This window comes from Streptomyces sp. PA03-5A, assembly GCF_033792725.1.
Classification (GTDB): Bacteria; Actinomycetota; Actinomycetes; order Streptomycetales; family Streptomycetaceae; genus Actinacidiphila.
This window is the reverse complement of sequence record NZ_JARAVL010000070.1, coordinates 14,931-27,155: the sequence shown is the minus strand read 5'-3', so window position 1 is coordinate 27,155 and position 12,225 is coordinate 14,931. Positions and strand designations below refer to the sequence as shown.

Genomic DNA, 12,225 nt, shown 5'->3' with positions numbered 1-12,225 from the left:
ACGAACGCCGCGCCGACCTCCACCAGGGCCTCCTGGAACTCGCCTGCAGCATCATCTGCCTCCGACGACTCCGACCTTCATTCTGAAACGATCAGTTAGACGTTTCCCCGTTCGACGGCCAGGTGCAGCTTGGTGGTCAGGCCGCCGCGCGAGCGTCCGAGGCCGTGGTCGTCCGGCTCGGTGGCGATACCGCCGGGCCGTTCCTTCTGCAGGTCCCCCTATTTCTTGCCCCGGCGGCGTGCTGGTGGGCGCGCACGACGGTGGAGTCGACGTTGATGTCCCAGGTGATCAGGTTCTTCGCGTCGGCCTGAGCTTGGAGCTGGGTGAAGATTCGTTTCCAGGTTCCGCCCCGCTGCCAGCGGCGGAACAGGTCGTACACCCGGCCCCAGGGTCCGTAGTCGGTGGGCACGTCCCGCCATGGGATACCGGTGCGGATCCGAAACCGTATGCCGTCGATCAGTTGCCGCAGGGTCCATGTCGGCAGCCGGCTTTTTGCCCTTGGGCAGCAGCGGCTTCAGTACCTCCCACTGTGTATCCGTCAGATCTCCGCGTGCCACAGATCGAGATCACCCCACACCCAAGATCCACTTCCGATACACGCCCTAGTCCTGCATGAGGTTCCGCACGTAGCGCAGCACGCTGTACCAGGCGGAGTCCTCGTCCTCCATGACCGCGCCGTCGGCACGACGCATGCGTGCCAGCAGCCTGTCGCGCGCACCCTCCGGGTCGACGCCCTCGTCGGTGGCGGCCTCGGGGTCGTAGTCCGGCCGTTCCTCCTCCAGCGCGTGGAGGAAGAACGCCAGCGCGTCCACCGTGCTGTTGAGCAGGTGCGGTCCCCCGTCCTCCGGAATGCAGTACACGGCCCCGGTCCTGGTGTCGGCGACGACGTCGTCCATGCCGATCCCGCCGAGGGACAGCCACGACGACATGTCGAAGGGGCAGTTCGGGTACTTCTCCGAGACGGCCTTCCAAGCCTCGCCGCCGATGCGCAGGTCGCCGTCGACGAGCCGCTGGTCCGCCATGAACCAGCCGATCCGGTCCGGAAGGCCCACGTCCCTCAGAAAGACCCGGGTCGGCTCGTGGATGACGCCGGCGAGGGCAGCGTCATCCACGGTCACCAGCTCGTCGGGGCCGAAAACCGACTCCATCGCGACGCGGTCGACCAGGGGTCTCATTTCGCAGCTCCCGGCCCTTCACTCGGGGGTGCCTGACGGCCGACGGTGATGACGGTCTTGCCGCGGGCATGGCCCCGCTCCACGTGGCGCATGCCCTCGGCAGCCTCCGCCAGCGGGTAGGTACGGTCGACCACGGGGGCCAGCCGGCCCGCCTCCATCAGCGCGGCGACGGCGAGCAGGTCCTCGTGGGTGGGCCCGGCCGGGGCCGCCGGGAGGATGACGCGCAGCCGCTGCCGGACGAACGCGTTGGCGGCGACCACGCGCAGCGTGGAGGCGACCGCACCGAACACGCGGCCGGGCGAACCGCCGCCGTTGGCCACCAGGATGCCTTCCGGGGTGAGTGCCCGGCGCAGCCGGGCCGGCGGGTGGTTGCCGACGTTGTCCAGGATCAGGTCGTAGCGTGCGCCCGACCCGGTGAAGTCCTGCCGGGTGTAGTCGACGACGTGCGCGGCGCCCAAGGAGCGTGCCAGGTCGGCGTTGCCGGGGCTGCACACCGCGGTGACCTCGGCGTCCAGGGCCGCGGCGATCTGCACCGCGAAGTGGCCCACGCCTCCGGCGGCGCCGTTGACCAGCACCCGCTGCCCGGCCTGCGCCCGGCCCACGGTGCGGATGCCGCGCAGCGCGGTCACCGCCCCCATCGGCACCGCCGCCGCCTGTTCGAAGGTCAGCCCCGCGGGTTTGGGGACCACCAGGTCGGGGGTGGTACGGGCGTACTCGGCGAAGGAGCCCGGGCAGAAGCCCAGCACCTCGTCCCCGGGTGTGACGCCGTGCACGCCCGCGCCGACCGCCTCCACGTGCCCGGCCGCGTCGATGCCCGCCACCGGCACCCTCGGCCGGGTTGCCCCCATGCCGCCCATCAGCCGCGCCACATACGGGTCGCCGCGCATCATGTGCCAGTCGTACGGGTTGACGGCCGCCGCACGCACCCGCACCAGTACCTCGCCGGCTCCCGCCTCGGGCCGCTCGACGTCCTCCAGGCGCAGGACTTCCGGCGGACCGAACCTCTTCTCGACGATCGCTTTCATCGAGCTCCCCAGCCCCTCGTCGCCGACCGCCCGGAGCGGTACGCCCGGGCGGTGCGCCACTCAACTCCCTTGTCACGCACGGTAGGTGTACGGCGTACACCGGTCAAGAGGTGTGGGAGGGGAAGGCCGCCCGGGCGGCGATCCTGCCGCCGCGTCAGGCCCGGTTCCGGAGCCGCTCCAGGCCGTCCAGCATCAGGTCGAGGGCGAACTCGAACTCCAGCTGGTCGTCGCAGCCGGCACCGACGACGGACTGCGCGTCATGGGCGACCGCCATGGCCAGCTCGGTGACGTGGGGGTAGCGTGCGGCCATCTCCTCGGGTGGCGGTGCGTCCGGATCCGGCTCGCCGCCCGGGCTGTCCTCGAACAACTCCTGGGAGAAGCCCAGGACACGGCTGCCCATGACGTGCATCGCATGATGGACCAGGTCCAGCGGGAAACCCCCGGCCCTGAAGATCCCGATCATCGAGTCCAGGTACGCCAGCACCGCCGGCGTCGGGGTCGTCCGCGCCTTCATCCGCGCCTCGATCACCCCGGACGCCCACGGATGACGCAGCAGCATCCGGCGCGCGGACAGCACACGCCCCCGCACCGCACCCTGCCAGTCCGCCCCGGCGACCGGCGGGTCGATCTCGCCGACCACGGCATCGATCATGCCGTCGAGCAACTCGTCCTTGTTCGCCACATGCTTGTACAGCGCCATCGGCACCACACCGAGCGCCCCCGCGATCTTCCGCATGCTCAGCGCCGCGACCCCGCCGTCATCGGCCAGGGCCACCGCGGCACCCAGGATCCGCTCCCGGCTCAACGGCTTGCGGGGCCGCATCGTGGCTCCGGACTGCATGGCGATCTCCACCGTCCCCCTCTCAACTGCTCCACCGGGCCTGCCCCGACACGTCCCCACCGGCACGCGCCGACAGGCCGGGCCCCATCCTCCCCCACACCCGCCGCCGATGCGTGTGGGGTCAGCTGTCGCTGCGCCGGCGCGGGTGCCGGACGGCGGCGAGGCCGGTGCAGGCCGCGGCTGGTGCAGGCCGCGGCCGGTGCAGGCCGCGGCCGCCAGGAGCAGGAACGTCGCCCCCTCTCCGTAGGAGCCGGACGTGCTCGCGATGACCGGCCCGACGCACAGGATCGCGCCGTAGGACAGGACCTGGGCGGCCGTCCCCGACCGGTAGAACACCCCCACCGCGCACGCCACGGCCAGCAGCAGGAGAATCACGATGCCCGGCATGTCGTCGCGCACCCACAGCAAAGTGGCCGGTGCGACCGCCGCGAAGGCCCCCGCAAGGCCGGGACGCAGGCAGGTCAGCATCAGCGCGGTGAGCCAGGCGGCGACCAGAGCCGTCATGGCCGAGCTCGAGTAGGCGTAGGAATCCCACGTGGAGATCACCACGGGCAGCGCCAGCAACGTCGCCACGAAGGGGGCCAGCCGTTCGCCCCGCCACAGGGAGCCGATCTTCACCCCGCCCGGTGCGGGTGCGGCGGGGGGCGCCGCCGCGCCCGTGCCCGCCACCGGAGGGATCGTCGGCGCCGACGCGGGCTGAGGGGGCGCCGGCGGTGCCGGCTGCGCGACACGCGCTGCCGGGGGCGGCCCGGCCGGCACCGCCACCTGCTCCTGCGGCCCCGCGAGGCGGGTGCCGCCGGCCGTGCCCGCCAGGCTGCCGCCGCTGTGCAGGTTCCCCAGGGCGTCGCGCAGGGCGCCCATGCCCAGGAACCGCTGCTCGGGCTGCTTGGCCAGCGCGCGGAGCACCACGGAGTCGACGGCGCCGGGCAGTTGCGGGCGCAGTGCCGAGGGCGGCACCGGGTCCTTGGCGAGGTGCTGGTTCATCACCGCGAACGGCGAGTCACCGGTGAAGGGCGGCCGGCCGGTGAGCAGCTCGTAGAACAGGCACCCCAGCGAGTACTGGTCGGTGCGCGCGTCCACCGCCGTGCCGTGGATCTGCTCCGGCGAGAGGTAGGCGGGCGTCCCCACGGTCATCCCGGTCGCGGTCAGCCGGGTCGCCGTGTCGGCGACGACCTTGGCGATGCCGAAGTCGAGGATCTTGACCTGGCCGTCAGCCGTGATCATCACGTTGGACGGTTTGACGTCGCGGTGGACCAGCCCCTGCGCATGACTGTGGGCCAGGGCGTCGGCGACGTCCCGCATGATCGCCGCCGAGCGCTCCATCGTGAGGGGACCGTCGCCCAGCACCTCGGCGAGCGTGCGCCCCTCGATGAACTCCATGACGAGGTAGGGACGACCTCCTCGCCGCCGGTGTCCTCACCGACGTCGTGGAGCACCGCGATCCCCCGGTGGGTGAGCGAGGCGACCGTACGGGCCTCCCGGCGGAATCGGGTCCGGAACTCCTCGTGCCGGGTCAGCTCCGGGGGCAGCACCTTGACCGCCACGGCACGGCCGAGCTCACGGTCGATCCCGCGCCAGACCTCGCCCATGCCGCCCCGGCCCACGGTCTCCACCAACTCGTACCGCCCCGACAGCACACGCACGGCGTACCTCCCGCCCCGTTCCCCACCCACCCCACCCAGGTGACTTGGTGTCAGCCTATAGACGTACTTGTCACGTGTGAGCCGTTTTCCACAGGCTTCGGTGGGGGCGCAACGGCGCGAAGGGCGGCGCCCGGCGGGACCGCATGCTCCGCGATCACACGATGCGATGCCGGAGACCGCGACCTTCACAACAGTGTCATTGAGGCGCCTTGGCCACGTCCGGCTTCCCGCCTCGAATAGCCCTGGAAATGCGCGAATATCGTCCCATATTCGGCACCACACCTCCCCCTTCCCCTCACAAACACACCGTTCATCTTGGCGCCCAGACAGTGTGATACGTTCATCGGGCATCGAGTTCAGGGGCGATGCGACCTGGACCATGACGGTCACTCAGGACAGGCTCCGCTGCAGGCCTGTCGGCCGGGCCGCCCTTCACCGACGGTCCGTTTCGTGCCGCTCCTCAGCGTGGACAGGTGGCGTGACCTACCTCGTCACCCCGGAATCGGGATTCAATGACCAAAGACTCAGTATCGCACCGGAAGCACGCTTCCCGGCGCCGTCCCATCGCGCTCGGCGCGGCCATCGTCGCGGTGGCGGGAGCCATCGCCGTGCCCGTCGTAGCCCAGGCTTCGGAGGACACCCCTCGAGCGGACACCGCACTCCAGAGCAACTTCGCCGCCGCCGCGGCCGAGTACGAGGTGCCCGAGCAGGTGCTTCTCGCGGTGGCCTACCAGCAGTCGTCCTGGGACACCCACGAGGGGCAGCACAGCGCTTCGGGCGGCTTCGGGCCCATGCACCTGACCGACGTCACGCCCGACATGCTCGCCGGCGGCGCCGCGGGCATGGCCGGACGGGCGGAGGCCGCGGAACTCGCCTCGGGCGCGGCACAGCACACCCTCCGGACCGCGGCGGAGCTGACGGGTCTGCCGGCCGACGAGCTGCGCGACGACCCGGCCGCGAACATCCGCGGCGGAGCCGCACTGCTGGCGTCGTACCAGCGGGAGCTCGGCGCGGAGCCATCCGACGACCCGGACGACTGGTACGGAGCGGTCGCCCGCTACAGCCAGTCCACGGTGCGGCAGGGTGCGACCGCGTTCGCCGACCGCGTCTTCGCCACCATCAAGAAGGGCGTCGCCCGCACCACGGACGACGGCCAGAGCGTCAGGCTCGACGCCGACGCCGCGGTCAGCCCCGCCACCTCGCAGGTGGACAAGCTCAAGCTGTCCGCGGCCGTGGTGGCGGACACCGAGTGCCCGCCGACGGTGAACTGCACCTTCGTCCCGGCCAGCCCGAAGAACGGCCAGGTCTCCGACCGGCCCGCGAACGGCGTCCGGATCGACCAGATCGTCATCCACGACACCGAATCGCCGTACGAATCGGCCATCGCCACCTTCCAGAACCCGCTGAGCAGCGTCGCGGCGCACTACGTCATGCGGTCCTCCGACGGCGCGGTGACCCAGATGGTGCCCGCCAAGGACCTGGGCTTCCAGGCGGGCAACTACTCCACCAACCTCCACTCGATCGGCATCGAGCACGAGGGCTACGCCGCGCACGGCGCCCAGTGGTACACCGAGGCGCAGTACCAGGCGACGGCCGACCTGGTGAGGTACCTGGCCGAGCGGTACGGCATTCCGCTCGACCGGCAGCACATCATCGGCCATGACAACGTTGTCGCCCCCGCTGACCGGTTCGTCAACGACCAGCACTGGGACCCGGGCCCGTCCTGGGACTGGGAGCACTTCATGGAGCTGCTGGGCGCTCCGGTCTCCGGCCGGCACGGCGTCGGCACGGTGGGCTCCGCCGTGACCATCGCCCCGGGCTTCGCCCGCAACAAGCAGACCATGGAGCTGTGCCCCGAGGACGACGGCAGCGACGCCACGGAGGAGTGCACCACGGTGCGCCAGGCGTCGAACTTCGTCTACGTGCGCACCGAACCGCGTGCGGACGCCCCGCTCTTCGGCGAGCAGTCGATCCACCCCGGTGCCCCCGGCACCAACCGGATCAGCGACTGGGGCAGCACCGCCCAGGCGGGACAGCAGTTCGTCGTCGCCGGGAAGAAGGGCGACTGGACCGCGATCTGGTTCAGCGGCAGCAAGGTGTGGTTCCACAACCCGCGCGGTGTCAACACGATCCCCGCGCGCGACGTGACGATCGTCAGGCCCGCCGCGACCGACCCGGTGAAGGTCTACGGCACCAGCTACCCGGACGCCGCCGAGTACCCCGCCGGTCTCTCGCCGTCCACGCAGGCTCCGCTGAGCATGTACGGCATCCCGGCGGGCCAGGCCTACGTCTCCACGGCGGCCCCGGCCCTGACGGACGACTTCTTCCCCTCCAGCGGGAAGGTCGTCTTCGGCGCCAAGAAGATGTACACCGTCCAGTACGGTCACAAGACCGCCCTGATCTACGCGGATGACGTGACCGCCAAGGGACGTCCGTCCCACCACGGCTCCTGACCCGCTCCTCGGACGGGTCCACCGGGGGGTCCGGCACGCACTGGTGTGCCGGACCCCCGTGTATCGCGGGCGTATCGAAAAGCGCATACGCCACCGCAACGGCCCCGCGTCTCCAATGGGGGCGTGAACGACAACGCATCCCCGTCAGCACCGCTCCCCCGCATGCGCAGGATCGTGCTCCTCGGCCTGGTGATCCTCGGCGTGGCGGGCGCCGCGTCCCTCGTGCGGCGCCCGCTCATGATGTCCGCTCCGATGTGCATGGCAGGGCGGTGGCACGGCTGCTTCGACACGTTCAACGGTGTGGCGCTCATGACGTTGATCGCGCTGCCGTTGGCCTTGCTGGTGGTGTGGGTTCTGGCGCGCGGTCGGCGTGCCGTCGGCGGCACGTCGGCCTGGCGGATGTCGCTGGCCGAGGTGGGCATGGTCCACGGGACGGTGCCGTTCCTGTGGCTGACCATGATGCCGGGCGGCGGGGCCGGCGTCGTCCCCGCCCGGGTGAGCCTGGTACCGCTGCGGGACCTGGTCACGATGGGGCCGCTCGGGATCGTCGGCAACCTGCTGGTCTTCGCGGCGCTGGGGTTCTTCGCCCCGATGCGGTTCGCGGCGCTGGCGTCCGTGCCACGGATCCTGGCGCTCGGGGCGGGCTGCTCGGTCCTGGTCGAAACCGCGCAGTACGTCCTGCAGTTGGACCGGGTGTCCTCCGTGGACGACGTCCTGGTCAACGCCGCAGGCGCCGTGCTGGTCGCGCCGCTGGTGGCGCACCACGGCGCAAGCGCCCTCGGACCGGCCTCGCCCTGCGCCGGCACGGGCAGGCTGAGCGTCCGGTGGGCACACGTCGTCGCATACGTCGGCGATACGTCGTGGCGCCTAGGCTTCGGACATGCGCGTACTGATCGTGGAGGACGAGCCCTACCTGGCGGAAGCCGTCCGCGACGGTCTGCGGCTGGAGGCGATCGCCGCCGACATCGCCGGCGACGGCGACTCCGCGCTGGAACTGCTCGGCGTCCACTCGTACGACCTCGCGGTCCTCGACCGCGACATCCCCGGCCCCTCCGGCGACGAGGTCGCGCGGCACATCGTCGCCTCCGGCAGCGGCATCCCGATCCTCATGCTCACCGCCGCCGACCGGATCGACGACAAGGCTTCCGGGTTCGGGCTCGGCGCCGACGACTACCTCACCAAACCGTTCGAGCTGCGGGAGCTCGTCCTGCGGCTGAGGGCGCTCGACCGCCGACGCGCGTACGCCCGGCCCCCCGTCCGCGAGATCGCGGGCCTGCGGCTCGACCCCTTCCGCCGGGAGGTCTTCCGCGACGCACGCTACGTCGCGCTCACCCGCAAGCAATTCGCCGTGCTGGAAGTCCTCGTCGCCGCCGAAGGCGGGGTCGTCAGCGCCGAAGAGCTACTGGAACGGGCCTGGGACGAGAACGCCGACCCCCTCACCAACGCCGTACGCATCACCGTCTCCGCGCTGCGCAAACGACTCGGCGAACCATGGATCATCGCCACGGTGCCCGGCGTCGGATACCGGATCGACACCGGCGCGCGTACGTAGACGCCCGGGGCCCGGTGCCCGCCCGCGGCGAACCGGGCCCCGGAGGCGCTGCCGGCGCCGAGGCGGCGGCCGGTCAGGCCAGGTTGCCCGCCGGGATCCGGGTCGGGGCGAACCACTGCTGGATCCAGTTCGGGTAGGCGAGCGGCGGCCGGCTGACCTCGTCGAGCTCGGCGAGGTCCTGCTCGGTCAGCGTCAGGCCGACGGCGGCGACGTCGTCCGCGAGCTGCTCCACCGTGCGGACGCCGACGATCACGCTGGTGACGGCGCGCTGCGCCAGCAGCCAGGCCAGGGCGACCCGGGCCGGGCCGACCTCGTGCCGCGCGGCGACGCCCCGGACCACGTCGAGCACCGCGAAGCCCCGCTCCTCGTCGAACGGTACGAAGTCGAAGCCGTTCCGGGCCCGGCGGGAGTCCGGTTCCGTGGTCACCCCGCCGCGGTCGAACTTGCCGGTCAGGAATCCGCCGGCCAGCGGCTGCCACACCGTCAGGCCCAGCCCCGAGTCCTCGGCCAGGGGCACCAGGTCACGCTCGGCGTCGCGGGCCACCAAGGAGTAGTGGGTCTGGTTGGCGACGAACGCCGCCCGGTGCTGCAGTGCGGAGATGCCCAGCGCCTTGCTGATCTGCCAGGCGGCCAGGTTGGAGCAGCCGATGTAGCGGACCTTGCCCTGGCGCACCGCGTCGTCGAGGGCGCTCAGCGTCTCCTCCAGCGGCGTCACGTGGTCGTAGTTGTGGATCTGGTAGAGGTCGACGTAGTCGGTCCCCAGCCGGCGCAGGCTGTCCTCCAGGGCCCGCATCACGTGCAGACGCGACAGGCCCTGGTCGTTGGGCCCCGGCCCGACGGGAGCGAGGAGCTTGGTCGCCAGCACGACGTCCCGCCGGCGCCGCCCGACCGCCCGGCCGAGCAGTTCCTCGCTCTCTCCGTCGGCGTAGACGTCCGCGGTGTCCAGGAAGTTGATCCCGGCGTCCAGTGCCGCGCCGACCACCCGGTCCACGTCCTGCTGCCCCAGTGCCCCATGGGGGCCGTACACCGGGTGGTCCTTGCCGCCGAACGTCATCGCACCCAGGGAGATCTCGGAGACCCAGACCCCGGTGCGTCCCAGCAGACGATATTTCACCAGTCACTCCTCATCGCACACGTACTTGCTCGCGCGGGTGACCGGGAGACCCCAGCCTTTCCGGTCACCGCATCCGGACAGCGCGTCCGGAAATTACGCTACACGATGTCCGGACGCGGTGTAATGTGACGTTCGCTGCCGGGCCCCCGCCCGCGACGACCCCAGGATCCGGACATGCCTTCGATCACCCGACGCCGCACCGCCAAGGTCGGCCGCCCCACCTCGGCCGAGGCGGACGTCCTGGACGCCACCCAGCGCCTGCTGGCAGGCGGCGCGAACTTCACCGAACTGGGCGTGCAGCAGATCTGCACCGAGGCCGGCGTCGCCCGCTCGACCTTCTACAGCCACTTCCGCGACAAGGTCGACCTACTGCTGCGCCTGGCCGGCCGGCTCATGGCCTCGTCCTTCGACCTCACCTCGGCCTGGCAGCCCTCGGCCGGCGTCGAAGGCCTCGAGGAGGCCTTCCTGCACGTCATCGAGGTCTACCGCCGGCACGCCGCCGTCCGGCGGGCACTCGCCGAGGTCGCCACCTACGACACGGCCGTGCGCGACTACTTCACCGCCGAACTCCACCAGTTCACCGACTGGACCATCAAGATCCTCCGCGACGAACAGGAGGCCGGCCGCACCCCCGCCGACCTCGACCCCGTCAGCGCCACCCGGATCATCGTCACCGGCGGCGAGCGCGCCCTGACCGACCAGGTCACCACCGGAGATCCCGCCGGCGACCCCGCGTTCGCCCGCGAACTGGCACGCACCTGGTGGCACGGCGTCTACCGCCGCCCCATCGGCTAGTGCCCACGGGGCGTCCGCAGCCCGCCGACGGTACTAGGGTGGGCAGTGGAGGTCTGTGACACAGCCCGGAACGGGTGACGGAGCAGGGAGACCCGCGACGCGGTACGCAGTCCGCGCAGGCCCGGCCGCCACGAGCGGTGACCGGCCCGGACCGCGGGCACGCCGCCGGCATTGGGGATGGACCAAGGGCGGTTCTGAACCATGAGAAGCACACATCGGCTTGAGCCCAACGCGGCGAACCTCGGCGGCGGCCCCGTTCTCGCGGCGTGGGAACGGTTCGTGCAGGGCGAGGACCACGTCCCCGGTGTGCGGCCCCTGGTGGCGATCTCCTGGCAGCGCTGCCGAGAGCAGTACCGAGTCGATCCCCACCTCACGAAGGCTCCGCCGGCCGTCACGGAGCCCGACCACACGCCCGAGCACGACGTGGTCTTCGCCGAGCTGGGCTTCCGTGCCGCCGCCGTGGCACATGAAGCGGGCAACCTCGGTGGGCTCGTCACCGTCACCGACGCCACCGGCCGGATCCTGGCCGCGTGGGGTGATCACGCCACACTCGCCCGAGCCGACGACTGCAATCTGGCGCCCTGGTTCTGCTGGTCCGAGTGCGCGGTCGGTACGAACGGCATGGGCACGGCGCTCGAGGCGCACGGCCCGGTGCCGATCAGGGGAGCGGAGCACTGGTGCCAGGCGTTCCACAACTGGGTGTGCGCGGGCATCGCGGTGCGTGACGTGGTGACCAGGGAACCGATCGCGGTCCTCAACGTCTCCTTCTGGCGCAACGGGCTTCCCGCGGCCGCCGAAAGCTGGCTGGCCGGCGCCGTCACCATGACCCGGTACCCGCTGAAGAGACGCGCCCGGGACAGCGGCGCGGAGTTGGTCGCGGCCTACACCCAGGCCAGGGCGACGTCCGGTGCGGCGCTCGCCGCCGTGGACACCGCCGGCAAGGTGGTGATCGCCGACGACATGGCGAGCGTGCTCCTGGGCGTCCCCGCGTACACCCCGGCGATCGACCCCACCCTGCGTTGGAACCCCGGGCTGCCGGAATTCATCGCGGCCGCCCGGTATGCCAGCAGGCAAGGGGCCCACGATCCCGACTGGGTCGGCTCGACGCAGATCTTCGCCCACCTGGCCGACGAGCCGACGACGATCACCATCCGGCCCGTCTTCTCCTCCGGGCACCTGATCGGGAACCTGGTCCTGTTCGGGGTTTCCGACGGGGCGCGGCTGCCCCAAAGGGAGGGTTCCTCCCACCCTCGGGTGCCGCCGCGCCGACTGGTCGCGATGCGCGACAACCGGATGGTGCTGCTGCGACTGCCGGAAGTCTCCTTCGCCGAATCGCACGGAAACGACGTGTGGCTCTCCACCGATCAAGGTCGATTGCGAGCCGCCTCCCTGAGCCTGGACAAGCTCGACAGCGATCTGGCGGATGTCGGCTTCCTGCGGGTGCACCGTCGTTACGTGGTCAATCTGAGCCGCATCCGGGAGGTCGAGCGCGGGCTCAAGGGCGAGCTGTCCCTGGTCATGGACGACCGGACGAACGAGATGGTGCCGGTTTCCCGGCGGAACGCGCCCGCCGTGCGTCGCGCGCTGAACATCTGAACCACGACGCACCCTCTGATCCGGAAGGAGA

The 12,225-nt window shown here is 71.3% G+C and carries 9 protein-coding genes and 2 pseudogenes; 5 read left to right on the top strand and 6 right to left on the bottom strand.

Going from position 1 to position 12,225, the window contains the following annotated elements:
* Nucleotides 1-136: 136 nt before the first annotated feature.
* The 5 genes and pseudogenes from PV410_RS43645 to PV410_RS43625 form a co-directional block, all read right to left on the bottom strand.
* Nucleotides 137-436, bottom strand: a complete 300-nt coding sequence (locus PV410_RS43645) for a transposase (protein ID WP_500332238.1) — start codon at nt 434-436, stop codon at nt 137-139.
* 166 nt (nt 437-602) lie between these two features.
* Nucleotides 603-1,175: an SUKH-4 family immunity protein gene (locus tag PV410_RS43640; protein WP_500332235.1), complete on the bottom strand. Its 573-nt coding sequence runs from the start codon at nt 1,173-1,175 to the stop codon at nt 603-605.
* Nucleotides 1,172-2,200, bottom strand: a complete 1,029-nt coding sequence (locus tag PV410_RS43635) for an NAD(P)-dependent alcohol dehydrogenase (RefSeq protein WP_500332234.1) — start codon at nt 2,198-2,200, stop codon at nt 1,172-1,174. The genes PV410_RS43640 and PV410_RS43635 overlap by 4 nt, the downstream gene beginning before the upstream one ends.
* A 154-nt stretch (nt 2,201-2,354) precedes the next feature.
* The gene (locus tag PV410_RS43630; RefSeq protein WP_500332237.1) at nt 2,355-3,041 is read right to left on the bottom strand and encodes a TetR/AcrR family transcriptional regulator; all 687 of its coding nucleotides are present in this window, start codon (nt 3,039-3,041) and stop codon (nt 2,355-2,357) included.
* A gap of 882 nt (nt 3,042-3,923) precedes the next feature.
* Nucleotides 3,924-4,427: pseudogene (locus PV410_RS43625) on the bottom strand (serine/threonine-protein kinase); the annotation flags it as partial.
* Nucleotides 4,428-5,196: 769 nt separating this feature from the next.
* Between PV410_RS43625 and PV410_RS43620 the strand changes: the two are divergent.
* The 3 genes and pseudogenes from PV410_RS43620 (at nt 5,197) to PV410_RS43610 (ending at nt 8,689) form a co-directional block, all read left to right on the top strand.
* On the top strand, nt 5,197-7,137 hold the full coding sequence (locus PV410_RS43620; protein ID WP_500332233.1) for an N-acetylmuramoyl-L-alanine amidase: 1,941 nt from the start codon (nt 5,197-5,199) through the stop codon (nt 7,135-7,137).
* 162 nt (nt 7,138-7,299) lie between these two features.
* Nucleotides 7,300-7,821, top strand: a pseudogene (locus PV410_RS43615) (VanZ family protein); the annotation flags it as partial.
* Nucleotides 7,822-8,017: 196 nt separating this feature from the next.
* Complete coding sequence (locus tag PV410_RS43610; protein ID WP_500332232.1) at nt 8,018-8,689, top strand: response regulator transcription factor; 672 nt, start codon at nt 8,018-8,020, stop codon at nt 8,687-8,689.
* A 73-nt stretch (nt 8,690-8,762) separates the two neighbouring features.
* Here the strand turns inward: PV410_RS43610 and PV410_RS43605 are convergent, their stop codons facing one another.
* Entirely contained in the window at nt 8,763-9,803 is a 1,041-nt protein-coding gene (locus PV410_RS43605) for an aldo/keto reductase (RefSeq protein WP_500332231.1), read from the bottom strand.
* 174 nt (nt 9,804-9,977) lie between these two features.
* Between PV410_RS43605 and PV410_RS43600 the strand changes: the two genes are divergently transcribed.
* Complete coding sequence (locus tag PV410_RS43600; RefSeq protein ID WP_500332230.1) at nt 9,978-10,598, top strand: TetR/AcrR family transcriptional regulator; 621 nt, start codon at nt 9,978-9,980, stop codon at nt 10,596-10,598.
* Between the two features lie 201 nt (nt 10,599-10,799).
* A complete protein-coding gene (locus PV410_RS43595; RefSeq protein WP_500332229.1) occupies nt 10,800-12,194 on the top strand; it encodes a DNA-binding protein in 1,395 nt (464 codons plus the stop codon).
* Nucleotides 12,195-12,225 lie beyond the last annotated feature (31 nt).

What these genes read in the sequence shown, in the direction of transcription:
- PV410_RS43635 (WP_500332234.1), bottom strand. Translation starts at nt 2,200, where the DNA reads ATGAAAGCGATCGTCGAGAAGAGGTTCGGTCCGCCGGAAGTCCTGCGC.
- PV410_RS43600 (WP_500332230.1), top strand. Translation starts at nt 9,978, where the DNA reads ATGCCTTCGATCACCCGACGCCGCACCGCCAAGGTCGGCCGCCCCACC.
- PV410_RS43630 (WP_500332237.1), bottom strand. Translation starts at nt 3,041, where the DNA reads ATGCAGTCCGGAGCCACGATGCGGCCCCGCAAGCCGTTGAGCCGGGAG.
- PV410_RS43640 (WP_500332235.1), bottom strand. Translation starts at nt 1,175, where the DNA reads ATGAGACCCCTGGTCGACCGCGTCGCGATGGAGTCGGTTTTCGGCCCC.
- PV410_RS43620 (WP_500332233.1), top strand. Translation starts at nt 5,197, where the DNA reads ATGACCAAAGACTCAGTATCGCACCGGAAGCACGCTTCCCGGCGCCGT.
- PV410_RS43595 (WP_500332229.1), top strand. Translation starts at nt 10,800, where the DNA reads ATGAGAAGCACACATCGGCTTGAGCCCAACGCGGCGAACCTCGGCGGC.
- PV410_RS43610 (WP_500332232.1), top strand. Translation starts at nt 8,018, where the DNA reads ATGCGCGTACTGATCGTGGAGGACGAGCCCTACCTGGCGGAAGCCGTC.